The 24,329-nt window shown below is 68.7% G+C and carries 22 protein-coding genes; 14 read left to right on the forward strand and 8 right to left on the reverse strand.

From position 1 onward, the window contains the following. Positions 1 to 69 precede the first annotated feature (69 nt). Positions 70 to 426 (reverse strand): DUF192 domain-containing protein, encoded by a 357-nt coding sequence (locus tag F0U60_RS14615; RefSeq protein WP_395819584.1) that lies wholly within the window; start codon positions 424 to 426, stop codon positions 70 to 72. An 18-nt stretch (positions 427 to 444) separates the two neighbouring features. Here F0U60_RS14615 and F0U60_RS14620 point away from each other — a divergent pair, with 18 nt between their 5' ends. The 6 genes from F0U60_RS14620 (at position 445) to F0U60_RS14645 (ending at position 11,181) form a co-directional block, all read left to right on the forward strand. Then, the gene (locus F0U60_RS14620) at positions 445 to 948 is read left to right on the forward strand and encodes a tRNA (cytidine(34)-2'-O)-methyltransferase (RefSeq protein ID WP_395819587.1); all 504 of its coding nucleotides are present in this window, start codon (positions 445 to 447) and stop codon (positions 946 to 948) included. 33 nt (positions 949 to 981) lie between these two features. Then, positions 982 to 5,904 (forward strand): DnaJ domain-containing protein, encoded by a 4,923-nt coding sequence (locus F0U60_RS14625; RefSeq protein ID WP_395819590.1) that lies wholly within the window; start codon positions 982 to 984, stop codon positions 5,902 to 5,904. Positions 5,905 to 6,225: 321 nt separating this feature from the next. Then, the gene (locus F0U60_RS14630) at positions 6,226 to 8,847 is read left to right on the forward strand and encodes a DUF4388 domain-containing protein (protein WP_395819593.1); all 2,622 of its coding nucleotides are present in this window, start codon (positions 6,226 to 6,228) and stop codon (positions 8,845 to 8,847) included. A gap of 28 nt (positions 8,848 to 8,875) precedes the next feature. Beyond that, on the forward strand, positions 8,876 to 9,880 hold the full coding sequence (tsaD, locus tag F0U60_RS14635) for a tRNA (adenosine(37)-N6)-threonylcarbamoyltransferase complex transferase subunit TsaD (protein WP_395819596.1): 1,005 nt from the start codon (positions 8,876 to 8,878) through the stop codon (positions 9,878 to 9,880). Between the two features lie 12 nt (positions 9,881 to 9,892). Further along, positions 9,893 to 10,723 (forward strand): 16S rRNA (adenine(1518)-N(6)/adenine(1519)-N(6))-dimethyltransferase RsmA, encoded by an 831-nt coding sequence (gene rsmA, locus F0U60_RS14640; protein WP_395819598.1) that lies wholly within the window; start codon positions 9,893 to 9,895, stop codon positions 10,721 to 10,723. Between the two features lie 59 nt (positions 10,724 to 10,782). Beyond that, complete coding sequence (locus F0U60_RS14645) at positions 10,783 to 11,181, forward strand: hypothetical protein (protein WP_395819601.1); 399 nt, start codon at positions 10,783 to 10,785, stop codon at positions 11,179 to 11,181. A 4-nt stretch (positions 11,182 to 11,185) separates the two neighbouring features. Here F0U60_RS14645 and F0U60_RS14650 read toward each other — a convergent pair whose 3' ends face one another. Continuing rightward, the gene (locus F0U60_RS14650; RefSeq protein ID WP_395819604.1) at positions 11,186 to 11,467 is read right to left on the reverse strand and encodes a hypothetical protein; all 282 of its coding nucleotides are present in this window, start codon (positions 11,465 to 11,467) and stop codon (positions 11,186 to 11,188) included. Between the two features lie 205 nt (positions 11,468 to 11,672). On the opposite strand from F0U60_RS14650, the gene F0U60_RS14655 reads away from it, so the two are divergent. The 5 genes from F0U60_RS14655 (at position 11,673) to F0U60_RS14675 (ending at position 15,309) form a co-directional block, all read left to right on the forward strand. Then, positions 11,673 to 12,317: a deoxynucleoside kinase gene (locus tag F0U60_RS14655; protein WP_395819606.1), complete on the forward strand. Its 645-nt coding sequence runs from the start codon at positions 11,673 to 11,675 to the stop codon at positions 12,315 to 12,317. A gap of 167 nt (positions 12,318 to 12,484) precedes the next feature. Further along, positions 12,485 to 13,387 carry a 3-methyl-2-oxobutanoate hydroxymethyltransferase gene (gene panB, locus F0U60_RS14660; protein WP_395819609.1) on the forward strand — a complete coding sequence of 301 codons (903 nt, stop codon included), beginning with the start codon at positions 12,485 to 12,487 and terminating at the stop codon, positions 13,385 to 13,387. A 3-nt stretch (positions 13,388 to 13,390) separates the two neighbouring features. Further along, positions 13,391 to 14,245 (forward strand): pantoate--beta-alanine ligase, encoded by an 855-nt coding sequence (panC, locus tag F0U60_RS14665; RefSeq protein WP_395819611.1) that lies wholly within the window; start codon positions 13,391 to 13,393, stop codon positions 14,243 to 14,245. A 13-nt stretch (positions 14,246 to 14,258) separates the two neighbouring features. Further along, positions 14,259 to 14,741: an SsrA-binding protein SmpB gene (smpB, locus tag F0U60_RS14670; RefSeq protein ID WP_395819614.1), complete on the forward strand. Its 483-nt coding sequence runs from the start codon at positions 14,259 to 14,261 to the stop codon at positions 14,739 to 14,741. Positions 14,742 to 14,772: 31 nt separating this feature from the next. Continuing rightward, positions 14,773 to 15,309, forward strand: coding sequence for a ClpXP protease specificity-enhancing factor SspB (locus tag F0U60_RS14675; protein ID WP_395819617.1), 537 nt, complete (start codon positions 14,773 to 14,775; stop codon positions 15,307 to 15,309). A gap of 18 nt (positions 15,310 to 15,327) precedes the next feature. On the opposite strand, the gene F0U60_RS14680 is transcribed toward F0U60_RS14675, so the two are convergent. The 6 genes from F0U60_RS14680 to F0U60_RS14705 form a co-directional block, all read right to left on the reverse strand. Then, on the reverse strand, positions 15,328 to 17,076 hold the full coding sequence (locus F0U60_RS14680) for a serine/threonine-protein kinase (RefSeq protein ID WP_395819620.1): 1,749 nt from the start codon (positions 17,074 to 17,076) through the stop codon (positions 15,328 to 15,330). A 16-nt stretch (positions 17,077 to 17,092) separates the two neighbouring features. Further along, entirely contained in the window at positions 17,093 to 17,431 is a 339-nt protein-coding gene (locus tag F0U60_RS14685; protein WP_395819623.1) for a DUF971 domain-containing protein, read from the reverse strand. An 82-nt stretch (positions 17,432 to 17,513) separates the two neighbouring features. After that, positions 17,514 to 19,214, reverse strand: a complete 1,701-nt coding sequence (locus F0U60_RS14690; protein WP_395819626.1) for an HD domain-containing phosphohydrolase — start codon at positions 19,212 to 19,214, stop codon at positions 17,514 to 17,516. Positions 19,215 to 19,232: 18 nt separating this feature from the next. Next, positions 19,233 to 20,120 (reverse strand): LysM peptidoglycan-binding domain-containing protein, encoded by an 888-nt coding sequence (locus tag F0U60_RS14695; RefSeq protein ID WP_395819629.1) that lies wholly within the window; start codon positions 20,118 to 20,120, stop codon positions 19,233 to 19,235. Next, positions 20,117 to 20,566 carry a FecR domain-containing protein gene (locus F0U60_RS14700; RefSeq protein WP_395825249.1) on the reverse strand — a complete coding sequence of 150 codons (450 nt, stop codon included), beginning with the start codon at positions 20,564 to 20,566 and terminating at the stop codon, positions 20,117 to 20,119. Before F0U60_RS14700 ends, F0U60_RS14695 begins: the two co-directional genes overlap by 4 nt. A gap of 97 nt (positions 20,567 to 20,663) precedes the next feature. Then, positions 20,664 to 21,467 (reverse strand): carbon-nitrogen hydrolase family protein, encoded by an 804-nt coding sequence (locus tag F0U60_RS14705; protein ID WP_395819631.1) that lies wholly within the window; start codon positions 21,465 to 21,467, stop codon positions 20,664 to 20,666. Between the two features lie 215 nt (positions 21,468 to 21,682). On the opposite strand from F0U60_RS14705, the gene rimP reads away from it, so the two are divergent. The 3 genes from rimP to F0U60_RS14720 all read left to right on the forward strand — a co-directional run bounded on the left by rimP (position 21,683) and on the right by F0U60_RS14720 (position 24,298). Continuing rightward, entirely contained in the window at positions 21,683 to 22,165 is a 483-nt protein-coding gene (gene rimP, locus F0U60_RS14710) for a ribosome maturation factor RimP (protein WP_395819634.1), read from the forward strand. A 61-nt stretch (positions 22,166 to 22,226) separates the two neighbouring features. Beyond that, positions 22,227 to 23,912, forward strand: coding sequence for a transcription termination factor NusA (nusA, locus tag F0U60_RS14715; RefSeq protein WP_395825252.1), 1,686 nt, complete (start codon positions 22,227 to 22,229; stop codon positions 23,910 to 23,912). Positions 23,913 to 23,956: 44 nt separating this feature from the next. After that, positions 23,957 to 24,298, forward strand: a complete 342-nt coding sequence (locus F0U60_RS14720) for a DUF448 domain-containing protein (protein WP_395819636.1) — start codon at positions 23,957 to 23,959, stop codon at positions 24,296 to 24,298. The last annotated feature ends 31 nt before the right edge of the window (positions 24,299 to 24,329 follow it).

Below are 24,329 nucleotides of genomic sequence, written 5' to 3' on the forward strand. Positions count from 1 at the left end.
CAAAGCGCCACGAAGGGGGTCAAAACCCTAGGCGCCTGGAAGGTTGGCCTCTTCACTCCCATTCAGGCCTCACGTCTCCTGATCAAATGAGAGTCGGTCGCCCTCCAGGGTGCCACTCGCCTGGAGCGTTCCCGCGGGCAGCTCCAGCACGGATTTCGCCTGGAAGTACACCGAGGTCGCCCTCCAGGGGGGCAGCGCCAGGAACTGCTTGACGATGACCCCGTTGGCGTCGAGGAAGGCTACGTCGATGGGAATGCGCATGAAGAAGGTGTGGATGGAGTTGCACGGCACGATGTGCAGCCCCTCCCCAAAGGCCAGCGAGCGCCGGCCCATCAACCCGACGAAGCGGTCCATAAACGACTGGGCCCGCTCGGCGCGGTCCGCGAGCAGGCGGTCTCGTGTCACATTGTTCACCCTCAGGCGCATGTCGCGCTTTCTACTCCAATGCTCCAGCCCCTGGCGCGCCCCTTCCACCTCGTCCTCGTCTCCCCCCAGATTCCCCCCAACACCGGCAATGTCGCCCGGTTGTGCGCCGTCACCGGCTGCCGCCTCATCCTCGTGGAGCCCCTGGGGTTCTCGATCGATGATCGGCACCTCAAGCGGGCCGGGCTCGACTACTGGGACAAGGTCTTCCTGAAGCTCTACCCGGACTACGACGCCTACCTGGCCGAGTGGCCCTCGGCCAGGCGGTGGCTCTTCTCCGCTCGTGCCGCTACATCCCTGTATGCCGCCGGCTTCGAGGAGGGAGACCACCTGGTTTTCGGCTCGGAGACACAGGGGCTGCCCCGAGACATCATCGCCGGGGGCTCGGGGACGGCCGTCACCATCCCCATGCTGCCCGAGCGCCGCAGCCTGAACCTGTCCACCGCCGTGGGCATCGCCGCCTACGAGGCCCTGCGGCAGGTGCAATTTGGCGCGGCGGCCGGGCGGGCAGGCACGCCGAGTTGAGAGGAGAGGCGGACGGACTACACTGGAGGCCGCATGCCCCCCTCGCTGGTCGCCGAAACGCTGTACTCCGCCCACAAGTCCCGCGCCACCGGCCGGCTCACGCTGCACGCCGGTGGGCGTGAGGCGCTCCTGTTCCTCCAGGGTGGAGACCTGGTGGGGACGCGGCTCGGCTTCGGGTACCAGACCCCGGTGCAGTCGCTGATGCAGGCCGGGCGTATCCACGCCGAGCTGCTGGATGCGCTGTGGGCCCGGCAGAGCGCGGGCTCTCCGGACGAGGAGCTGCTGGAGGAGCTCGGGTTGGCGCCACAGGCCGTGGCGGAGCAGCAGGTGCTCTGCGAGGTGCGGAGGCTGAGTCAGCTCGCCGAGCGCGCCGCTTTCGAGGAGGGTGGGGTGGAGGAGATGTTCCACCCCATCGCGGGGACTCGCGTCGTCCGGGCGGCCCTCGAGCCCGCGGGCGCCGAGGCTCCCGAGCCGCGCATGTACCGCTGCGCGGAGCCGGGGGCGTGTGCCCCGTGGGTGGCCAGTGCGCAGGAGATGGCTCTGCTCCTGACGCTGGCGGACTTTCAGCGCCTGGAGGGACTGACGCCTGCCCAGGAGGTGCTGCTCCACGTTCTCGAGCGCGAGGGGCTCGTCGAGTCACTGTCCATCGAGGCCTGGGAGGCTCGCGAGCAGGCCCGGCGAGAAGAAGAGGCGCGACGCGAGGAGGAGGCACGGCTCGCCGAAGAGGCGCGACGTCGGGCGGAGGAAGAGGCCCGACTGGCCGAGGAGGCGCGCCTCGCGGAGGAAGCCAGACTCGCGGAAGAGGCTCGGCTGGCCGAAGAGGCGCGACGTCGGGCGGAGGAAGAGGCGCGACTGGCTGAGGAGGCACGCCTCGCGGAAGAGGCCCGGTTGGCCGAAGAGGCGCGTCTCGCAGAGGAGGCCAGACTCGCGGAAGAGGCACGTCGCGCGGAAGAGGCGCGGTTGGCCGAAGAGGCGCGTCTCGTAGAGGAGGCACGGCTTCGGGCGGAGGAAGAGGCGCGACTGGCTGAAGAGGCGCGTCTCGCAGAGGAGGCCAGACTCGCGGAAGAGGCGCGTCGCGCGGAAGAGGCGCGGTTGGCCGAAGAGGCGCGTCTCGCGGAGGAGGCACGGCTTCGGGCGGAGGAAGAGGCGCGACTGGCTGAAGAGGCCAGACTCGCGGAGGAGGCACGTCGCGCGGAAGAGGCGCGGTTGGCCGAAGAGGCGCGACTGGCCGAAGAGGCACGACTCGCGGAAGAGGCTCGGCTGGCCGAAGAGGCGCGACTGGCTGAAGAGGCGCGGCTTCGGGCGGAGGAAGAGGCGCGACTGGCCGAAGAGGCGCGACTGGCCGAAGAGGCGCGGCTTCGGGCGGAGGAAGAGGCGCGACTGGCCGAAGAGGCGCGACTGGCCGAAGAGGCACGACTCGCGGAGGAAGCCAGACTCGAGGAAGAGGCTCGCCGCGCGGAAGAAGCACGGCTAGCCGAAGAGGCACGGCTCGCGGAAGAAGCGCGGCTTCGGGCGGAGGAAGAGGCGCGACTGGCCGAAGAGGCTCGCCTCGCGGAGGAAGCCAGACTCGAGGAAGAGGCTCGCCGCGCGGAAGAGGCCCGGTTGGCCGAAGAGGCACGACTCGCGGAAGAGGCGCGGCTTCGGGCGGAGGAAGAGGCGCGACTGGCTGAAGAGGCTCGCCTCGCGGAAGAAGCCAGACTCGCGGAAGAGGCACGGCTAGCCGAAGAGGCACGTCTCGCGGAAGAGGCGTGGCTTCGCGCGGAGGAAGAGGCGCGACTGGCCGAAGAGGCTCGCCTAGCCGAAGAGGCACGACTCGCGGAAGAGGCGCGACTGGCCGAAGAGGCACGTCTCGCGGAGGAAGCCAGACTCGCGGAAGAGGCGCGGCTTCGGGCGGAGGAAGAGGCTCGACTGGCTGAAGAGGCTCGCCTAGCCGAGGAGGCTCGCCTCGCGGAAGAGGTGCGACTGGCCGAAGAGGCACGACTCGCGGAAGAGGCGCGACTGGCCGAAGAGGCACGACTCGCGGAAGAGGCGCGGCTTCGGGCTGAAGAAGAGGCTCGTCTCGCGGAAGAGGCGCGCCTTGCCGAAGAGGCACGACTCGCGGAAGAGGCGCGGCTTCGGGCTGAAGAAGAGGCTCGTCTCGCCGAAGAGGCGCGCCTTGCCGAAGAGGCGCGACGTCGGGCGGAGGAGGCCAGGCTGGCCGAGGAGGCTCGTCTCGCGGAAGAGGCGCGTCTCGCGGAAGAAGCACGGCTGGCTGAAGAGGCGCGACGTCGGGCGGAGGAGGCCAGGCTGGCAGAGGAGGCCAGACTCGCGGAAGAGGCTCGCCTCGCGGAAGAGGCCAGGCTGGCCGAAGAGGCGCGGCTTAGGGCAGAGGAAGAGGCTCGCCTCGCGGAAGAGGCCAGGCTGGCCGAAGAGGCTCGCCTGGCGGAAGAGGCGCGGCTTAGGGCAGAGGAAGAGGCTCGCCTAGCCGAGGAGGCTCGTCTCGCAGAAGAGGCGCGCCGCGCAGAGGAAGCTCAGCGTGCCGAGGCTGCACGCATCGCGGAGGAAGCCCGCCGCGCCGAAGAGGCTCGTCGCGCTGAAGAAGCTCGTCGCGCCGAAGATGCTCGGTTGGCGGAAGAGGCGCGCCGTGCAGAGGAAGCTCGGCGTGCCGAGGCTGCACGCATCGCGGAGGAAGCTCGTCGCGCCGAAGAGGCTCGTCGCGCCGAAGAGGCTCGTCGCGCCGAAGAAGCTCGGTTGGCGGAAGAGGCGCGCCGCGCAGAGGAAGCTCGGCGTGCCGAGGCCGAACGTATCGCCGAAGAGGTTCGTCGGGCTGAGGCGGCTCGGCGTGCCGAGGCCGCGCGCATCGCGGAGGAGAAGCGTCGAGCGGAGGCACAGCGTCTTGCGGAGCATCTGCGCCTCTCCGAGGTCTCCCAGCTGTCGGACGTGGCGCGCATCGCCGAAGCGGCCGAGTTGCAGGATGGCGAGTTGATCCTCACTGCATCGCCAAGCGAGTCTCAGGAGCCCACGCATTCGTTTGACCTCAGTCTGCTCTCCGATGCATCCGCCACGGCGGGGACGCCCGGTGCGCAGGTCGAGGACTCCCTCGCCCAGGTGGTGCCTTCATCCGAGGCTTGGTTCGACGCGTTCCCGAGCGATGCCGAGCCGGCAATCGGGTCGGGTGAGCTGGAACTGGCCAAGAGCCCAGGTGGCGCGGAACTGCCTGAGACGGAGGACTCGGCCGCACTTCGTCTCGCGCGCGAGCAGGCCAATGCCGCATTGATGCGGGACATGCAGGAGGCCATGCGGCGAGCCGGGTCCGCTCCTCCCGAGGCGTGGCTCACCGAGGAGCCGGCTCCCTCTCCCTCGCGGGTTGCCGCTGCTCCTGTTGTGGCCGCGCCCGCTGCTCCCGCGCCTGTTGCTCCCGCGCCCATCGCGCCTCCTCAGGCCGCGCGACCGCAGCCTGCGGCACCTCCTCGGGTCGCTGTTCCCCCTGGGCTTCGTTCGCCCGCCAACAGTATGCAGCTCCCGGTTCCCCCGGGTCTCCGTTCGCCCGCCGGCGCGCCGAAGCCCGCTGCCGGCGCGCCGAAGCCCGCTGCCGGCGCGCCAAAGCCCGCCGCCAGTGCACCGAAGCCCGCCGCCGGCGCGCCAAAGCCTGCCGCCGGCGCGCCGATGCCCGTTCCCAGCGCACCGGCTCCTGCGGCTGCTGTTCCCCCGAACCTGTTCGCCCGCAGCAGTGCGCCTCCCCCTCCCATGCAGCCGCTTCGGCTGGGGCCGGATGCTCCTCGGCCCACGGGCGATGACGACCTCTGGCGGATCGTCACCTTCGACAACGCCAACTCCGGCGAGGCCCCTGGCGACATCAACGCTTCCTTCGAGGCCGCGCTGCAGCAGGTCGACGCGCACTTGGAGTCGCTCGTCCTCACGGAGGTTCCAAAGGAGGCAGGTGCCCCGGCCCCATCGCCGGCGGCGGCCAGCTCCGCGCCCTCCACCGGGACTGCTCCCCAACCCGTGGCTCCCGCGCCTGCTCCTGTCTCCGTGGCCGCCTCGGTCCAGAGCGGCGATCCCCAGGAACCCGAGGCGTGGGACGAGCTGTCCTTCAGCGAGGAGGACCTGGAGGAGGAGGCCTCCGACGAGGATTCGAAGGTCCGCCGTCAGCGCCTGCTCCAGCGCGCCATGGAGCTCACCGGCCCCGTGGCGGTTCCGGCTGTTCCCGCGCCGCCTCCTCCGTCTCCCGGTGCGCCGGCTCCGCTCAGCCCCGAGCAGGAGCTCGCTCGGCTCATCGAGAAGCGCTACGCGGACGTGCAGGACAAGCGGGACTACTTCACCACGTTGGAGCTCCCCATCAGCCCGGACGTGAAGCGGGAGCAGGTGAAGACCGCGTTCCTCGGGCTCGCCAAGCGCTTCCACCCGGATCGCCTGCCTCCGTCGCTCTCCGAGCTCGCGCCCAAGATGACCACCGTCTTCGAGGCCATCCGCGAGGCCTACGAGGTCCTCTACGACGACACGAAGCGCGCGGCCTACCTCCAGGAGCTGCGCTCCAAGGGCTCGCAGCAGGGGAGTGCTTCGTCCTCGGGGACGGACCCGAACGAGCTCTTCAAGATGGGCGAGGTGTTCTTCCGCAAGCGGGACTTCGTGGCCGCGGCCGAACACTTCGAGCGGGCCTTCAACGCGCAGCCCAAGGCGGTGTACCTCGCTGCCCGGGCGTGGGCCATCTACATGGACCCCCAGCGCAAGGCGGAGCTCCCCAAGACGAAGCAGATGATGGCCGAGGCGCTCAAGCTGGACCCCAAGTGCGATCGCGCCCACTACCAGCTCGGGGTGATTGCGCGCGTCGAGGGCGACATGGGGCGTGCCGAGCGCCACTTCCGCGAGGCGGTGCGCGCCAACCCCAAGCACCTCGAGGCCAACCAGGAGCTGCGCCTCATCGAGATGCGCAAGAAGAATCCGCCTCCGAACAAGAAGGGCGGCCTCTTCGGCTGAGGTCCGGGTTCTCGGATGCTTCCTCCCTTGCCGCTCCAAGTATCGCGGGGTGGACAGGTTGGGACTTTCCTGGCAATTGCGCTCGCTCGGCAGGGTCTCGGGCGGGGGCGCCGAGCCTGCTGCTACAGGTGCTCGTTCCCTTGCATGCAGGGCGGGTTCCCAGTCCCCTTGACCATTATTGACATGCCTGGAGAGCGGGCATGATCATCCGACATTCTCCGCGCCGGGCGCCCTCACTCGGCCGTCCGCAGCGAAAGGCATTCGAACGTGGCCAAGCAGCACCTGCTCCTGGTCGATGGTGACCCGAAGAGTCTCCGTGTCATGGAAGTCAGCCTGAAGAAGGCCGGCTTCTCCGTCACGACCGCGATTCACGGCAAGGACGCGCTCGAGAAGGTGCAGATCAGCCCGCCGGACCTCGTGCTCGCCGACACGAAGATGCCGGAGATGGACGGCTTCGAGCTGTGCAAGACGCTCAAGTCGGACGAGCGCTACAAGCACATCCCCTTCGTCTTCCTCACCAACCAGAAGGCGGTGGAGGCGAAGGTGAAGGGCTTGGAGCTCGGTGGCGACGACTACCTGACCAAGCCCATCTACATCAAAGAGATCGTCACGCGCGTGACGATGATCCTCCAGAAGGCGGACAAGGAGAGGATCGAGCGGCGCGAGACGACCAAGGGCGGGTTCGCGGGCAACCTGGCCGACATGGGCGTGGTGGACCTGGTCCAGACGTTCGAGATCGGCCGCAAGACGGGTACCATCTCCATCAAGGGAGACCGGGTCGCCACCATCTACTTCAAGGAAGGCCGCGTCATCGACGCGGAGATGGGGCGGCTCAAGGGCGAGAACGCGTTCTACCGTCTGCTCAACGCCACCGAGGGTGAGTTCGAAGTTCAATTCACCGCGCTGGATCGGCCCGAGCGCATCGAGGTCTCCACCCAGGGCCTGCTCATGGAGGGCATGCGCCGGCTGGACGAGTGGGGCCGCATGCTCGAGCAGCTCCCGCCGCTGGAGACGGTGTTCGAGATCGACTACCACCAGCTGGCCGATCGCCTCTCGGAGATTCCGGACGAGGTGAACGGGCTGCTGCGCCTCTTTGACGGCAAGCGCAGCCTGAGCCGGGTGGTGGAGGACTCGGACTTCGACGACCTGGCGGCGCTGGGCATCATCAGCAAGCTGTACTTCGAGGGCCTCATTCGCGAGCTGGGCAGCGTCTCGCAGGAGCCCGTGCAGAGCGGCAAGCCTGGCATCGAGGAGTGGCTCCACAACGCGCCGGCGCCGAGTGCTCCCGCCGAGCCAGCGCCGGAGCCGGTGGCGCCCGTGGTGGCGCCGCCCGTGGCTCCCGTACCGCCGGTGGCCCCAGTGGCCGCGCCCGTGGTGGCCCAGCCCGTGAGCGCGCCGGAGCCGCAGGCCACGGAGGAGCTGCAGCCGCAGGCCACGCTGGAGTCGCAACCGCAGCTCGCCAACGTCGTCGTCTTCGAGGCGAGGAAGCGCCCGTCGAACGTTCCGGAGACGGACATCATCGCGCCTCCGCGCACGGCCGAGGGCTCCGCGTTCCTCGTGGATCCCGCGCCGGCCCACCGCGCCAAGGAGATTGAGCGGCGGAGCTTGCTGCTCGACTGGAACCGGGTGGACGTGGATGGCCTGGGCTCGGCGGGAGGTTGGGGTCCGGGTTGGTCTCCGGCGCCTCGCGCTCCGGCGTCTGCCAGTGCGCCCGCGCCTGCGACCACGCCCGCGCCTTTGCCCGTCGTGCCCCCGGCTCCCGCGGAGCCGCCGGCGGAGTCCTCGTCGCGTGGCCCTATCTTTGGTGGCGCCGCCGTGGCCCCCAATCCGTTGCCGCCCGTGCCTCCTCCGGAGCCCGCGACTCCGGCCCAGGAGGTGACGTTGGTGACGGGTCTGAAGCCCGAGGCTCCAGCGCAGGAGACCCCGCCTCCGGCTTCCACTCCCGCGCCCGTTGCCGCCGTGCAGCCTGCGGAGACGCCGGTTGAGAAGCCGGCCGAGAAGCCCCAGCAGCTCGCACTTCCTCCGTACCCGGGTCATGGCGCGCCCGCGCCCTCCGAGCCCGCCGCCGCGTCCAAACCCGCGGAGCAGCCCAAGCCCGCTCCGGCGGTGGCCAGCAAGCCCGTGGAGGAGCCCAAGCCGCGGCCGACGCCCAGGCCTTCGCAGGCGCCCAAGAAGGCGCCGGTGGCTGATGACGATGTGCAGCTGCCGAAGCCGAAGCGCACGGGCCTCTACGTCGGGTTGGGAGTCGTGGCGATCGCCGTGGCCGCCGCGGTGGTGGTGTTCGGCCAGTCGGATGGAACGCCCACGCCTCCGCCGCAGCCGAAGCCCGCGCCTACCGAGCAGGTGAAGGCGCCGGAGCCCGAGAACAAGGCGCCCGAGGCGAAGGCACCGGAGACGAAGCCGCCCGAGACGCCGGCCCAGCCGGAGCAGCCGGCCACCGCGGCCCAGACGCCCGATGCGGGAACTCCGTCCCAGGCCACTGAGCAGCCGGCCGTCGCCGCGAATGGCACCCCGCCTTCGGAGGAGGACGACAAGGGCGACGAGCCCGAGCAGGCCGAGACGCAGAAGTTGAGCCCCGAGGCGCAGTACGCCGAGCTGGCGCGCCGGGCCAAGAAGCTCCAGGCGACCGGTCGCTACAAGGCCGCGGCTTTCGCCTACCGCAAGGCGCTTGGCCTCAAGCCGGACTCCGCCGAGGCGAAGGCGGGCCTGGGCATCTCCCTGGTGCGCAGCGACTCGAGCTACCGCGAGGCCGTCAAGCTGCTGGAGGACGCGCTGAAGGAGCAGCCCAACAACGCCCACGCCTGGCTGTGCCTGGGCATGGGCCGGCAGATGGTCCAGCAGGACAAGAAGGCGATCGACGCCTACAAGCGCTATCTCTTGTTGGAGCCCTCCGGCCAGTACGCCAACGACGTGCGCGCCGCGCTCAAGTCGCTCGGACAGTAGGCGAGGCGGCGGGCTCCTGGTAGAGAGGATGCCCTTGCTCGTACTCGGAATCGAAACCTCCTGTGATGAGACCGCCGCCGCCCTCGTAGAGGACGGCCGGCGCGTGCTCGCCGACGTCGTCTCCACCCAGGTGGACATCCACCGTCGCTGGGGTGGGGTGGTGCCGGAACTCGCCAGCCGCAACCACGTGGTGCAGGTGATGCCTGTCCTGCACGAGGCCCTCACCCGGGCTGGCAAGACGCTCGACGATGTGGACCTCATCGCCGTCACCTCGGGACCCGGCCTCATCGGGGCCCTCCTGGTGGGCGTGCAGGTGGCCAAGTCGCTGAGCCTCGCCACGGGCAAGCCCTTCGTTGGGGCGAACCACCTCGAGGGGCACCTGCTCGCCATCCGGCTGCTTGAGGACGCGCCGGAGCCTCCCTTCCTGGGACTCGTCGTGTCCGGTGGCCACACCAGCCTCTACGAGGTGCAGGACTACGGCCGCTATCGGCTGGTGGGCAGCACCCGCGACGACGCCGCCGGCGAGGCCTATGACAAGACGGCGCGCATCCTCGGCCTGCCGTACCCGGGTGGGTTGCCGATTGATCAGCTCGCGCAGAAGGGGAACCCGGAGGCCATTCGGTTCCCTCGCGCGCTGCCCGGCTCGGAGAATTTTGACTGGTCCTTCTCTGGGCTGAAGACGGCGGTGCTGCACCACGTGCGCAAGCACGGCGTCCCCGAGGGGCAGGAACTGGCGGACCTGTGCGCCTCTTTCCAGGAGGCCGTGGCGGACGCGCTGTCGAAGAAGTTCGTCGCCGCCGCGCGTCGGCTGGGCCTCAAGCGCCTGGTGGTGTGCGGAGGCGTGGCGGCCAACTCGCGGCTGCGCTCGCTGTGCCAGGAGCGCGCCGAGGAGCGCAACCTGCAGCTCTATCTCCCGCCGGTGCGGTTGTGCACGGACAATGGCGCGATGATCGCCGTGGCCGGCTACGAGGCCTGGCGTCGGGGTCTTCGTGGCGACTTCAACCTGTCCGCGGACCCGGCCTGGCGCATGTGAAGGGACACCCTCGTGGATACACCTCGTGACATCCTCCAGCGTCATGGCCTGAGGGCCAAGCACAGCTGGGGTCAGAACTTCCTGGGCGACCCGGACATCTTGGAGGCTATCGCCGACGCGCTGGAGCTGCGCGAAGGCGAGCCGGTGGTGGAGCTGGGCCCGGGCCTGGGGCACCTGACGCGCTTCCTCGCCGCCACGGGCGCGCGCGTCACGGCGGTCGAGAAGGACCGGGACATGATCTCCGTGCTGGAGAAGGAGGCCATCTCCGGCGTGCGCGTGGTGGACGGCAACGCGGCCACGGTGGACTTCGCCGAGGTGGCGGGGGCGCCCGAGGTGAAGGTGGCGGGCAACCTTCCGTACCACCTGACGAGCTCCATCCTCTTCCAGGTGCTGGAGCAGCGCGAGCACGTGACGCGCGCCGTCTTCACCTTGCAGAAGGAGGTGGTGGATCGGCTCGCGGCTGAGCCGGGCGGGCGCGACTACGGCCTGCTCACCGCCATCCTGGGCCTCTACTTCACCGCGGAGAACCTCTTCGACATCGACGCTCGCCGCTTCCATCCGCCGCCCAAGGTGGACTCGGCGGTGCTGCGGCTCATCCGTCGCCCCGAGCCCCTCGCCCCCGTGGTGGACGGTGCACGCTTCATCCGCCTGGTGAAGGCGGGGTTCGCGCAGCGCCGCAAGACGCTCTTCAACTCGCTGAAGTCGGACAAGTCTCTGGGCACGACGGAGCAACTCCATCAGGCCCTGGAGACTGCGGGCATTGATCCCATGCGGCGCGCGGAGACGCTCTCGTCCGAGGAGTTCGCCGCCATCGAGCGCGCGCTCGGTCCCATCTCCGGGTAGCCACGAGTTGGCGTCCGGCGCGCTCTGGTGTTAACGAAAGAGGGGCTCGGAGAGGATTGATGAAGCCCCTGCCCCTGGAGGCACTGGAGCCGGTGCTGCACCGGTTCGGTGTGGTGTACGCGGTATTTGCTCGCCCCGACGGGGTGGTGCTGCTGCGTTGGGGCGATCCCAGTCCGATTCCCATGCTCGACGAGAGCACCTTCGTCGGTGCCACCCGGGACATGGCTCAGGTCTACCGCTCGCTGGAGCGGATGCTGTTGCCGCAGATGGACGTCCAGGGCGAGTACCTGGGCATCCGCTCGAAGGTAGGCGACAAGGTGGTATACGCGCTCTTCTTCGAGACGCGGCGCTTCGAGGCGGCCACGCCGGTGGAGCGGTTGCGGACCGAGTACGCGTTCTGCAAGTCGCTCGGCAGCGCGGTGGATAACGCGCTGCAGGGGTGGGTGGCCGAGCGCTAGGGGCTCAGGACTCGCCGCCGCCGAGCACCTTGGACAGCTCGCCTTGTTGCGAGAGCCAGGCGCGGAACTCGTCCTCGGGCAGCCGCATACGTGCCAGCACGCTGCGGAGGATCTCCTCGGGCGAGCCGTCCCTCCGGCGTTTGAGCTCCAGGGCCGTCTTCAGGAGGACCACACCGTAGAGCGGATCGGGCTCCACCGTCTTCTCGGGGGACCGGGCCGTCTCGGTGGCCGTGGTCCGGCGTGGCTCCAGCTCGATGACTGTCTTCGCGCGCTGCCGTCGATTCATCTCCCTCTGTCCCTACGCGTCCGCGTCTCCCTCACCGCGCGTGGGTCCCTGGTAGTGGACGCCCATCAGGCCGTCAAGCGTGGCGATGCGCTGGAGAGCGCGATCATTGCCCGGTCGCCACTCCCGTGTTCTATTCCGCGCCCCGCTGCCCGCCGGTGGAAGAGGGGGCGCGTGGTTTTCGTTGCAGTCGGAGGTCTCGAAGCGGATGGACAACCGCTACATCGTGGTCGAGGGGCCCATCGGCGTCGGTAAGACGAGCCTCTCCAACATCCTCGCCGAGCGCTTTGCGGCTCGGCGCATTTTCGAGATCGTCGAGGAGAACCCCTTCCTCGCCAATTTCTACGCGGATCGGCAGAAGTACGCCTTCCAGACGCAGATCTTCTTCCTGCTCTCGCGCTTCAAGCAGCAGCAGGAGCTGTTCCAGCCGGACCTGTTCAACTCGGTGACGGTCAGCGACTACCTGTTCGCCAAGGATCGCATCTTCGCGTGCCTGACGCTGGACTCGCACGAGCTGGCGCTCTACGAGCGTGTCTTCGAGGCGCTCAGTCCTCGCGTCACACGGCCGGATCTCGTCATCTACCTGCAGGCGCGGCTGGACGTGCTGCTCCACCGCATCAAGAAGCGTGGCCGCGAGTTCGAGCGGCAGTTCGATGCCGGCTACCTGGAAGAGCTCGTGCACTCGTACAACGAGTTCTTCTCGCACTACACGGAGACGCCGCTGCTGGTGGTGGACACGTCGGACATCGACTTTGTCCATGACGAGGGGGACCTGAAGGGGCTGCTGGGCGCCATCGACCGGGCGCGTCAGGGCACTCAGCACTACCTGCCTACGGGTGGTAAGCGGCCCTGAGAGGGGGGCTCGATTGCCTGCCTGCCCTCAAAGAGAAGCCCCCGCAACGCTTCGAGGGCGTTAGAGTGTCTCCGATGGCTGCTTCCGGCGATCCCTCCGGGGACGGCGAGGGGCGGCCATGCATGTACGGCAGGACATTGAACCCTCACCCTCAGAGGAGGTGAACCGTGAAGGACAAGGTCACCATCCATACGCTGAAGCGCCTGAAGCAGAGCGGCCAGAAGATCACCATGGTCACGGCCTACGATGCCACCTTTGCCCACGTCTTCGATGAAGCCGGGGCGGACGTGCTGCTCGTGGGGGACTCGTTGGGCATGGTCATCCAGGGCCACGACTCCACCCTCCCGGTCACGATGGACCAGATGGTGTACCACTCGCTCGCGGTCAACCGCGGGACGAAGCGGGCGTTGGTGGTGACCGACATGCCCTTTATGAGCTACCAGGTGTCGGTGGAGGAGGCGGTCCGCAATGCCGGCCGTCTGGTGGCGGAGGGCAAGGCGGGAGCGGTGAAGCTGGAGGGCGGCGCCGAGTTCGCCGACGTCATCTCCGCCATCGTCCGTGCCAGCATTCCCGTCATGGGCCACCTGGGCCTCACGCCGCAGTCGGTGCACAAGATGGGCGGTTACGTGGTGCAGGGCCGCGACGAGGACGCCGCGAACAAGATTCTCGAGGACGCCCTCGCGCTGGAGCGCGCCGGCTGTTTCTCTCTGGTGCTCGAGGGCGTGCCGCTGGAACTGGGGCGGCAGATTACGCAGCGCCTCTCCATCCCCACCATCGGCATTGGCGCGGGCAAGTACTGTGACGGCCAGGTGCTCGTTTGTTACGACCTGTTGGGGATGAACCCGGACTTCAAGCCCAAGTTCGTGAAGCGCTACGCCAACCTCCACGGCTCCATCACCGAGGCCGTAGGCGCCTACTTCTCCGAGGTCCGCGCGGGCACGTTCCCGGACGAGGAGCACTCCTTCAAGTCCAAGCCCATCCGCCTCGTGACCGCTCCTCCGGAGCCCACGACGGAGGCACCTGGCGAGGGCGCTGAGAAGATGGGTCCCGTGTACGGAGCTCCGGTCTGACCCATGGCACCCCTCGTCCTTCGCACTGTTGCCGAGACCGCCGCGTGGGCGGAGTCCATCCGCCGCTCGGGCCGCCGACTGGCCCTGGTGCCCACCATGGGCTTCCTGCATGACGGACACATCTCGCTGATGCGCGAGGGGCGTGCCCGTGCCGACGTCGTCGCGGCCTCCATCTTCGTCAACCCCACCCAGTTCGGTCCCAACGAGGACCTGTCGCGCTACCCGCGGGACATGGAGGGGGACCTGGCCAAGTGCGCCAGCGCGGGGGTGGAGGCCGTCTTCGCCCCCGTGCCCGCCGAGGTGTACCCGCCGGGCTTCCAGACGTACGTGGAGGTGACGCAGGTGAGCCAGGGCCTGTGCGGCGCGCGCCGGCCCGGCCACTTCAAGGGCGTGGCCACGGTGGTGACGAAGCTGCTGTGCCTCTTCAGGCCCCACCTCGCCCTCTTTGGTGAGAAGGACTACCAGCAGCTCCAGGTCATCCGCGCCCTCGAGCGCGACCTGCACCTGGGGGTGGAGATCCTCGGCATGCCTACCGTGCGTGAGCCGGATGGGCTGGCCATGAGCTCGCGCAATGCCTACTTGTCGCCGGAAGACAGGAAGCGGGCGCTCGCCCTGTCGCGTGGCCTGGCTGCCGCCCAGGCCCTTTATCGGCAGGGAACCCGCGAGACTTCAGCTTTGGTGGGCGTGGTACGTCGGGAATTGGAGGCGGCGGGCCTGCGCGAGGATTATGTGGAACTGGTGGATGCCACCTCGCTGACCCCGCTAGCGGCCGTGACCCCGGGCCAACCGGCTCGGATGCTGGTTGCGGCCTTCGTCGGTACCACACGGCTGATCGACAACCAGCCCATCGGAGGCTAGAGGAAGCGAGCGTATGGCGGGAGGAAAGGGCAAGGGCGGGACGGATCCCGGCATCAAAATCATCACGGAGAACCGCAAGGCGCGTGCCACCTACACCGTGGACGAGAAGGTCGAGGCCGGCCTTCAACTCTCCGGGAGCGAGGTGAAGGCGTTGCGTGCCGGGACGGCCAACCTCTCGGACGCCTATGCCTTGCCGAAGGGGAGTGAGTTGTATCTGCTCAATGCCCACATCGGCGTCTACAATCCTTCCAGCTTCTTCACCCACGAGCCCCTCCGCGGTCGCAAGCTGCTGATGCACCGCGAGGAAATCGATCGGTGGACTACGAAGGTTCGGGAGCGGGGTTACTCCATCATCCCGCTCTTGCTGTACTTCAAGAACGGCCGGGCGAAGGTGGAGCTGGGGTTGTGTCGGGGTAAGACGCACGAGGACCGACGGCAGGACATCAAGGAACGGGAGACGAAGCGGGAGATGGACCGGGCGATGCGCCGTCGCTGAAACGCCCCCCTCACTCGCTCTGCGCACGTCGATGGACAAGAAAGGTCCTGAGAAAAAGGCGCGGCTGTTGGCCGCACTGGATAAGGGCATGGTGATGATTCACCTGGACGCGCGTCGTCCAGGGGTGCTCGTCCCGTCCTCGCTGCGCAACGAGGCGCACCTGCGCCTCAACCTGTCCTACCGGTTTGATCCACCGGATTTGACGGTGGGCGAGTGGGGCGTGCGCTGCACCCTGAGTTTCTCGGGGAGCCGCTTCACGGTGGCGGTGCCCTGGTCAGCGCTCTTCGCCATCACCAGTCACGTGACGAAGGAATTTTGGATGTACCCGGACGACATGCCGCCCGAGCTCATCCAGCAGACGATGGTGACGACGAAGGCGCCGATGCCGGAGCCTGTGGCGCAGCAGGCGGCCCCGCCAGCGGAGCAGCGGCCCCGGGCCGTGCTGCGCGAGGTGGCGCGGCAGGAGCCCCATGAGGAGCCGCCCGTCGCGACCCCCGTCGAGTCCGAGGGTCCTCCCAAGGACGAGCCGCCCTCTCCGAGGCGTGGGCACCTGCGCCTGGTGAAGTGAGGGCGGAGCCTCGAGCGCTCAGCGCTTGAGCTTCACTTCCAGGGCCACGGGCTGACCGCCGGTGAACTTGGACTTCCAGGACTTGTAGCCCTTGAGGGTCAGCTTCACGGGGATGTCCTGCTCGGGGTAGGTGTTGTCGATGACCAAGGGCGTGGTGCCCAACTCCACGCCGTCGACGATGACGAGGGCTCCGGAAGGCTCGCTCTGGATGGAGAGCAGGGGCATCTGCTTCGGGTTCGTCGAGTCGCGGAGCCGAGTCAGGAGAGGCCGGAGGTAGGGCATCCCCAGCACGGCCGCGCCTGACAGCAGCAGCAGCGTGGCGACGGTCGCCACCGCGGAGCCCCATGGGAGGCGGCGCTTGGGCGGCACGTAATGAGTCCCCTTCTTGGGGCTCCGCTTGGCCAGCTCCAGCTCCTCTTCCCGCATGTCCAGCACCGAGGGCGGGGGGACGGCTCCAGGGCGAGCTCGTGGCTCGGCTGGTACGAGGTCCTCGGCGAGCGTGGAGAGTCCCGGGGCCAGCTTCCGTGCGCAGCGGTTGCACGAGGCGTGAGCCGAGGGCAGGCGCGCGTTGCACTGGGGACAGTGGGGCTCTTGGGCTCGGAGAGGCGCGGCGGCGGGGGCTGGGGTGGGGATAGGCACCTGGGCCGTGACGGGAGCCGGGACGGGCTCCGGAGCAGGGACCGTGGGCACGATGAGCCGTCCGCTCGCGCTGAGCGCGGGCCCTCCGGACTGCTCGCTCCAGTCCTCTGTCATCTGCAGCGCGAAGGAGGGATTCACGGCCAGGGTGGTGGGCAACGAGGGCCGCCGGACCGTCGGCTCAAGGTTGCGCTGCTGCTCGGAAGCCTCCGTCTGCTGGACGCGGGTGAGGGGCGGGTTGAGGCTGGCGATGAACGTGGCCAGGGACGGCGAGCTGGCGGGCTCGCCGGTCTGGGCCAGATAGCGGGCCAGCGCCTCGGCCATGTCCTCGGGCCGGGGAAAACGGGCCTCGGGCGTTTTGGCCAGGGCGCGGTTCACCACCGCTGCCAGGGGCGCGGGGACATCCGTGAGTGGCGCGGGCTCTCGCTGTGTGATGGCCATGGCGAAGGCCATGGGCTCCTCCGAGCCTTCGCCGAAGGGGTGCTGTCCGGCGAGCAGCTCGTAGAGGACGATGCCGAGTGAGAACTGATCACTCTGGGCGGTCGCCGGCTGACCCTGCAGTGCCTCGGGAGCGGAGTAGGGGAGCTTGCCCTTGAAGGTGCCGGGTTGCGTGCCGATAGACACGCCCTCGATGCGGGCGATGCCGAAGTCCGTCACCTTCACCTCACCCTCGCGCGAGATGAGGATGTTGGAGGGCGAGACGTCCCGGTGGGCGGTGAGCACGGGGCGGCCGTTGTGCACGCGGCGGTAGGCGTGGACGAGGCCCGCGAGCACCTGGGCGCCGATGAAGGCCACCAGGTGGGGAGGGAAGCGGTGGTCGCGGCGGGCGGTGTGTCTCAGCAGCGTCCCTAGGTCCCATCCGTCCACCAACTCCATCACGAGGAAGAGGCCCTCGGGGCTTCTCCCCACGTCGTAGACGGTGGCGATGTTCTGGTGCTGCAGGTGGGTGGCCAGCCGCGCCTCGGCGAGGAACATCTGCGCGATGGTGGGCTCGCTCGCCAGGTGCGGCAGCACGCGTTTGATGGCTACGGTCTTCTCGAAGCCCTCCGCGCCGCGCGCCACGCCCAGGAACAGTTCCGCCATTCCTCCCGTGGCCAGGGGGCGCACCAGACGGTAGCGGGACTCGTTCACAGGTTCCTCCGGGACTTCAACCCTGGGCCGGGGTGAGGTCGCGCAGCAGCTTCCACGGGTAGATGCCGGTGCCGTGTCCGTCGCTGAAGACGAAGGAGAGGGCGTAGTTGCCCACCGGCTGTACCTGGGTGATGCGCAGATCCGCGGGCACCCGGGCCGGGTCCAGCGTGCGCTTGTTGGTCCACTCGTCCACGCACCCGGCGCACGGGCACTGCTGGCGCAGCAGCTGCGCGCTGGCGCTCGTCTTCACCCCATCCTCCCAGGTGAGATCCAACCGGGTGCCATCCGGAGACAGCGCCGCCTCCGTGGCGGACACGGGGCGCGTGGTGGGCTTGATGCGATCCCAGAAGCTCAAAAGGTTCCCCTTTCAGGGCCAGAACAGTCTGGGGGCTGCTTACCATCCGGTGCGCCTGGTAGGGGAGAGGAAGGCGGGAGATTCACGAGGCCAGCTTCACAGGGAGTCGGTGGCCCTCGACGCGCACGCCCTTCTTCTCCAGCACCCGGCGCAGCGCCGACACCACTGCCGGGTCGAGCTGCTTGCCGCTGAGGTTCTCGAGGATCTCCACGGCCTTCTCCAGGGGCATGGCCTTCTGGTAGGGGCGGGTGGAGGTGCAGGCGTCGAAGGTGTCCGCGCACGCCACGATGCGGGCCAGCAGGGGGATGTCCTCTCCCTTGAGCCCATCCGGGTAGCCGGTGCCGTCCCATCGCTCGTGGTGGCTGCGCACGCAGGCGCGCATGGCTTGCAGGAAGCTGATGGGCTTGATGATGGAGTCGCCGATGGCCGGGTGCTCGCGCATGATGGTCATCTCCTCATCTGTGAGCCGCGACTGCTTGCAGAGGATGGACTCGACGATGCCGATCTTCCCGATGTCGTGGAGGATGCCGCCGAACTGCAGCTGCTTGAGCTCGCGCTCGGAGAGGGCCATCTCACGGCCGATCTCCACCGCCACGTCGCCCACGCGCTGGCTGTGGCCGCGCGTATAGGAGTCCTTGGAGTCGATGGAGTTGGCCAGCGCGACGATGGTCTCCAAGTAGCCCTGCTCGAGGCTCTCGTAGAGGCCGCGGTTCTCGTGGTCGTACGCGAGCAACTGCTTGCTCATGTAGTTGAACGTCCGGGCCAGCTCGCCCAGCTCGTTCTTCTGGGGGACGTTGACCTCGAGGCCGAACTTGCCCTGGGCCAGCTCCAGGGCGCCCTGGATGAAGCCCTTGAGGGGGCGGGTGACGCTGCGCGAGAAGAAGGCGGCGAGCACCAGGGCCACCAGCGTGGCGGCCAGGACGGTGAGCAGCAGCCGCCGCTCCATCGTCTCCACCTGTTTGTAGGCGAGCGCCACCGGCTGCTCGGAGACGATGGCCCAGTGCGGGTCTGCCAGCGTGGCATAGGCGGCGACCACGGCCTCGTCGCCCTCGCCGAAGTTGCCCACGTGGAGGATGTCGGTGTCCGGGGTGCGCGCCAAGCCCTGGAGCAGGTGCACCACCACGGGCCGCTGCGACACGTCCTGATTGGCCTCCAGTCCGCCACCGCCGGCGAGCACCCGGCCCTTGGCATCGGCGAGGTAGACGAAGCCGGTGCTGCCCACGCGCTCCTGGGCGAGCATGGCCTGCAGCTCCGCCAGCGACACGTCCGCGGCGATGTAGCCCTTGACGGGCTCGCCCACGGGGACGGCGAACGTCACCACGGCCTCGCCGCTGGGACGCCAGGCGACGTCCGCGAAGCGCAGGCCGCCGATTCCCTCCAGCAGCGCCATGGCGCGGGCCTCGTGCTCGGCCAGGGCCGTGGGGGGGACGTCATTGACGGCGAAGGCCTGCAGCTTGGGCAGCCGCTTGCCATCCGGACCGAAGAGGGTGAGGGCCTGAATCTCCCGGCGCTGGTTGAGCAACGCGCTGAGGTACGTCTGCTGCTGCTCCAGCGGCAGGGTGAAGAAGTGGGGCACGCGCGCCATGCTCAGCACCGCGCGCGTGGGCTCGGCCAGGAAGCCCTCCGCCTTCAGCTTGAGCTGCTTGGCGCGCTCCTGCGCCAGCTCCTGGGCATCGCGCACCAGCAGCTCCCGCGTATCGGACACGGACAGCAGGCCCACCATCACCGTGGGCACGAGGCTGGCCAACAGCATCAACAAGAGGATGGTCTTGAAGAGCCGCATGGGGACGCTCCTCCCGCGCTACTTCCACTTCGAGGGTTGCACCTGGAGGTTGATGGGCTTGGCCGGGGCCTCCGCCACCTCGAAGCCCTGCTCGGTCGAGGCCTCGGAGCGGTGATCTCGGGCGAGGGCGCGCACGCTCCAGCGGTAAGTCCCCGCGGGCAGCGCCACCTTGAGCTGTGTCGCGTTGGCCGTCAGGACGCGCTTCTCACCCTGCTGGGGCATCAGCTCCACCTCGTAGCCCTCGGCGCCTTCCACGGCCTGCCATGCCAGGGTGATGGGGCCCAGGCCGCTCTTGGCGAACTGGACGCTCAGCTTCAGCCTGTCCGCGGGCTGCGTCGGGTGGGGCACGCCCAGCGGAGCGCGGGGGGCGGGGGGCGGTTGGCCCTTCTCCACGCGCACGCTCTCTCCCACGAGCACCGGACGCGTGACGCCCTCGGCCTCCACGCGCACTGGCTGCCCGGAGACGGACTTCACCGTGGTGGCGCCCGTGTCGTCCACGGCCACCGTGAAGGCGGTGGGCTGCGCGGCACTCTCCGACAGCAGCTTCCAGGCCCCGTCGGCCGCCTTCGCGGCATCCTGATAGCGGGCGTTCTGGAAGTGCGTCTCGGCCTCCTTCAGCTTGGCCGCGGCCTCCTCGCGTCGAGCCATCTTGGCGTCCGCGTGCTTCACCGCGTTGCGCGCCGTCTCCAGCACGCTCTGTGCACGAGACCGGTCCGCACCTGGCAGCTTCAGCTTCGTGCCCGGCGCGACCGTGTCGTCCTTCAGACCATTGAGGGCCTTCAACTCGCTGGCCCCGCCGCGGTCCCCCAGCGCGCGCTGGGCCACCTGGGCGAGTGATTCTCCATCGCGCACCACCACCTCGGTAGGCGCCAGCGTCAGCAAGGCGAGCAGGAGGGAACTCTTCATTGGAACACAATCTCCCTTCCGGCCCGGACAGTGGCCGCTGGCGTGGTGACGGACAGTGACTGGCGCGCTGGATCTTCCAACTCGGCGTCCACCCGTCCGCGCAGAACGGTCAGGTCCGTGCGCTCCTGCCCAGGCTTGCGCCGTGTCTCCGCGATACCAATCAACGCGTCCTCGCCCAGGTTCACCATACTGCCGTTGGCGAAGACGACTTGTGCTCCTGCGCCCGCCACGGTCCGCACCTTGTCGTTCTCGAAGAGGGGCATGCCCTCCTGGGCGGGGAGCCATTCATCCCCCGCCGCGCGTTTCACCTTCACGTCCCCCTGCAGCCCCTTGAGTTGGGCGCGGCGCACCGGCGGAGGCACGGCCGGCGCATGCACCGGGGCCGTAGGCTTCTCGTCGGCGGGGCAGCCCACAGAGAGCACCCCGAGCGAGAGGACGAACACCATAGAGGACCAGCGACTGTTCACGAGATGAGTTCCGGTCCGCAGTGTACCGGGGATTGGACCCGGGACCCAGGGGCCCGGTCACATGTGCTCGGCCGGTTCAGTCCAGTCGTCGATGTTGCAGGCAGGGCAGATTCTTTCGGATGCGGGCGAGCAGCTCGGGGTCCACCGGCGCCACGGCGAGTCCTTCGCCTTCTGACGCTCGGGCCGTCACCAGCCCCCAGGGGTCCACCACCATGGCGTGGCCCCAGGTGACGCGCTGGGGCGAGTGTCGCCCGCCCTGCGCCGGGGCGAAGAGGTAGCACTGGTTCTCGATGGCGCGTGCGCGCAGCAGCACCTCCCAGTGATCCTTACCCGTCATCAGGGTGAAGGCGGCGGGCACGGCGAGCAGGGTGGCCCCTTCCTTCGCCAGGCGCCGGTACAGCTCGGGGAAGCGCAAGTCGTAGCAGATGGAGAGGCCCAGCCGGCCCAGCTCCGTGTCCGCCACCACCACATCGGTGCCCGGGGCCACGGCCTCGGACTCGCGGTAGGGGGTGCCATCCCCCACGTCCACGTCGAAGAGGTGCATCTTCCGGTACACGGCCTGGCGCGAGCCGTCCGGCCCGAAGAGGACGGTGGTGTTGTAGAGGCGACCGCCGGGCGCGCCCTGCTCCAGGATGGAGCCGGCCAGCAGGGTGACGCGGCGCTCGCGGGCCAGCTCCGCCATGCGGGAGAGCGTGGGCCCCTCGAGCGTCTCGGCCGCCCCCGAGCGCTCGGACTCCGGTCCCATCCAGCTGAAGTTCTCGGGCAAGCCGATCAGGCGCGCTCCGAGGTCGGCTGCACGCCGGACGAGCCGGGTGGCCGATTCCAGGTTGTGAGCCTTGTCCGCGGTGGACACCATCTGGGCTGCGGCAATGAGGTGCATGGGGGCGTTATAACCGGTCCCCGTTCGCGGAAACCCTGGGAATCCCTACCCCCGGGAGGACTGTTGGATGGCAGGACAAGGGGTGCGTCATCCTTTACACCCCGAGGTGGCGTGTGCTACGGACGCCGCCGAACATTTTTCGACGCAGTTCCTCGAAAAGTGGGCCGTCGTGCCCGCTTTTCGCGTTTTTGGAGTCCGGAGTTTTCAAGCGGCCTATGGCGGAGAACATCAAGCAATCGGTGGAGGCAAGGGCACAGGAGCTGCTCGAGCCCCTCGTTGCGGGCGAGGGGCTGGAGCTCCTCGAGGTGGAGTTCGTCCGCGAGCGCGAGGGCTGGGTCCTCCGCCTGTTCATCGACAAGCCGGGTGGGCGGGTAGGTCTGGACGAGTGCTCGCAGGTCTCGCGTGCGGTGGACACGGTGCTGGACGTGGAGGACATCGTTCCCCACGAGTACAACCTGGAGGTCTCCAGCCCCGGTGTGAATCGTCCCCTGAAGAAGCCCGCGCACTACGAGCGGGTGAAGGGTCAGAAGGTCAAGGTGAAGACCTTTGGCCCCATCGGGGAGCCGCCGCGCAAGAATTTCTCCGGGACGCTCACCGAGGTGGGGGCCGACGCCATCTCCGTGGACGTGGAAGGTGCGGGCAGCTTCCGCATTCCCTTCAAGGACATCGCCAAGGCCAACTTGGAGTTCGAGTTCTAGCAGTCCACATACAGGGTGCGCCCTCGCGCGGGCGCGCCCGTGGATCCTTTTGGAGAAGATGATGCCCACGCCAGCCAACCCCAACATCAACCTCAACCTCGTCCTGGACCAGGTGGCCAAGGACAAGGGCATCGACCGGAGCGTGCTCATCTCCACGCTCGAGGACGCGATGACGACCGCGGCCAAGAAGCACTTTGGCCAGGAGCGCAACCTCGAGGCCAAGTACGACCCGGAGAAGGGTGTAGTGGAGCTCTTCCAGGCCATCACCGTGGTGGAGGCCATCACCGATCCCGTGCAGGCGGTGAATCAGATCTCCCTCGACGAGGCACACAAGAAGGGCATGGAGGTGGAGCCGGGCGACGAGCTCGTGTTCCAGATCTTCTACCGTGATGAGGACGCGGCGGAGGCCAAGGCGCAGGACGATCAGTACGGGGACATCCTCCGGCTGAAGACGTTCCGGCGCGGCTTCGGACGCATCGCGGCCCAGACGGCCAAGCAGGTCATCCTCCAGCGCACCCGCGACGCCGAGCGTGAGAACGTCTTCAACGAGTACCGGGACCGCAAGAACGAGATCGTCACGGGCATTGCCCGGCGCTTCGAGCGCGGCAACATCATCGTGGACCTGGGACGCGCCGAGGCGGTGCTGCCGGTGCGCGAGCAGGTGCCGCGCGAGACGTACCGTGCTGGCGACCGCGTCCAGGCCTACGTGCTGGACGTGCTGCGCGAGTCCAAGGGTCCTCAGATTGTCCTCAGCCGCGCCTCCGTCAACCTGCTGACGAAGCTGTTCGAGATGGAAGTGCCGGAGATCGCCGAGGGCATCGTGGTCATCGAGGCCGCGGCGCGTGAGCCGGGTGGGCGTGCGAAGATCGCCGTCTCCAGCCGGGACGCGGACGTGGATCCGGTGGGTGCCTGCGTCGGTATGAAGGGCAGCCGCGTGCAGGCGGTGGTGCAGGAGCTGCGCGGCGAGAAGATCGACATCGTCCCCTACGACGAGGATCCGGCGCGCTTCGTGTGCGCCGCGCTGGCCCCGGCCGAGGTGAGCCGCGTCATCATCGACGAGGCCAACCACGCCATGGAGCTCATCGTTCCGGATGACCAGCTGTCGCTGGCCATCGGCCGTCGCGGGCAGAACGTGCGGCTGGCGGCGCAGCTGACCGGTTGGAAGCTGGACATCAACAGCGAGAGCCGGGTGCGCGAGATGCGCGAGTTCGCCAACCGTTCGCTGGGCGCCCTTCCGGGTGTCAACGAGATGTTGGTCGAGACGCTGTACGCCCATGGCTTCCGTCAGGCCAAGGACATCGCCGAGGCGAATCCGGAGATGCTGGGTCAGATTCCGGGCATGGACCCCTCGCGCATCCCTGCGATGCAGGAAGAGGCCCGCAAGCAGATGTCGCTGGACGCCGCGGAGCTGTCGCGCATGGAGCGTGAGCGCGAGCAGGCCCGGCAGGCCGAGGCCCGCCGTCATCCGGACGAGCTCAGTCAGACGGAGCGCCTGGCCCGCGTCAGGGGCATGGGCGAGAAGACCATCGAGCAGCTGACCCTGGCCGGGTACAAGACGGTGGAGGACCTCGCCAACGAGAAGGACCTGGCGAAGCTGGGGGATGTGCCGGGCGTGGGTATCAAGAAGGCCCGCCAGCTCAAGAGCGCAGCGGAGAATTATCTGGTGGAAGAGGCACGGCTCCGGGCGGAGCTCAACGCGGAGCGTGGGGCTTCGTCCTCCCAGGCCGCCGAGCCGGCAGGGGCTTAATTGAGTCGGAGAGAGATCGTAAGCTTGCTTGGACGGTAGGGGGGATGCGCCTGAAGGCTCGTTCCGGTACTAGAAGAAAAGAAGAACTCCCGGCAAACGCCGGACCGGTGCGAAGCTGCATCGGCTGCGGCGGGAGGCGGGTCCAGGAAGAGCTCACTCGGTTGGTGGTGGGCCCAGGGGGCGTGGTGGTGGTGGACAGGAAGAGGCAGCTCCCCGGACGGGGTGCATACCTCTGTGGCGCCGGTTGCCTGGCGGCGGCAGTGAAGCGGAAGGCCTTTGCCAGAGCCTTCCGGGGGAAGGCGGGGGCGGTTGACCCGTCGGCCTTGGGACAGGCGTTGGAGTCGGGCCCGGCACAGGGTGGAGCGGCCGGGGGGAGTGGGTGTTAGCACCACTCGCACACATTTTTGGATTAGGGTG

Source organism: Archangium minus (assembly GCF_044360475.1).
Lineage (GTDB): Bacteria > Myxococcota > Myxococcia > Myxococcales > Myxococcaceae > Archangium > Archangium minus.

Coding starts and splice junctions, on each gene's coding strand:
- F0U60_RS14695 (WP_395819629.1), bottom strand. CDS start 20,120: ATGAAGAGTTCCCTCCTGCTCGCCTTGCTGACGCTGGCGCCTACCGAG.
- F0U60_RS14625 (WP_395819590.1), top strand. CDS start 982: ATGCCCCCCTCGCTGGTCGCCGAAACGCTGTACTCCGCCCACAAGTCC.
- F0U60_RS14620 (WP_395819587.1), top strand. CDS start 445: ATGCTCCAGCCCCTGGCGCGCCCCTTCCACCTCGTCCTCGTCTCCCCC.
- F0U60_RS14630 (WP_395819593.1), top strand. CDS start 6,226: ATGGAAGTCAGCCTGAAGAAGGCCGGCTTCTCCGTCACGACCGCGATT.
- F0U60_RS14645 (WP_395819601.1), top strand. CDS start 10,783: ATGAAGCCCCTGCCCCTGGAGGCACTGGAGCCGGTGCTGCACCGGTTC.
- panC (WP_395819611.1), top strand. CDS start 13,391: ATGGCACCCCTCGTCCTTCGCACTGTTGCCGAGACCGCCGCGTGGGCG.
- F0U60_RS14655 (WP_395819606.1), top strand. CDS start 11,673: ATGGACAACCGCTACATCGTGGTCGAGGGGCCCATCGGCGTCGGTAAG.
- rimP (WP_395819634.1), top strand. CDS start 21,683: ATGGCGGAGAACATCAAGCAATCGGTGGAGGCAAGGGCACAGGAGCTG.
- F0U60_RS14700 (WP_395825249.1), bottom strand. CDS start 20,566: ATGGTGTTCGTCCTCTCGCTCGGGGTGCTCTCTGTGGGCTGCCCCGCC.
- F0U60_RS14650 (WP_395819604.1), bottom strand. CDS start 11,467: ATGAATCGACGGCAGCGCGCGAAGACAGTCATCGAGCTGGAGCCACGC.
- nusA (WP_395825252.1), top strand. CDS start 22,227: ATGCCCACGCCAGCCAACCCCAACATCAACCTCAACCTCGTCCTGGAC.
- smpB (WP_395819614.1), top strand. CDS start 14,259: ATGGCGGGAGGAAAGGGCAAGGGCGGGACGGATCCCGGCATCAAAATC.
- F0U60_RS14705 (WP_395819631.1), bottom strand. CDS start 21,467: ATGCACCTCATTGCCGCAGCCCAGATGGTGTCCACCGCGGACAAGGCT.
- F0U60_RS14690 (WP_395819626.1), bottom strand. CDS start 19,214: ATGCGGCTCTTCAAGACCATCCTCTTGTTGATGCTGTTGGCCAGCCTC.
- tsaD (WP_395819596.1), top strand. CDS start 8,876: ATGCCCTTGCTCGTACTCGGAATCGAAACCTCCTGTGATGAGACCGCC.
- F0U60_RS14720 (WP_395819636.1), top strand. CDS start 23,957: ATGCGCCTGAAGGCTCGTTCCGGTACTAGAAGAAAAGAAGAACTCCCG.
- F0U60_RS14675 (WP_395819617.1), top strand. CDS start 14,773: ATGGACAAGAAAGGTCCTGAGAAAAAGGCGCGGCTGTTGGCCGCACTG.
- F0U60_RS14615 (WP_395819584.1), bottom strand. CDS start 426: ATGCGCCTGAGGGTGAACAATGTGACACGAGACCGCCTGCTCGCGGAC.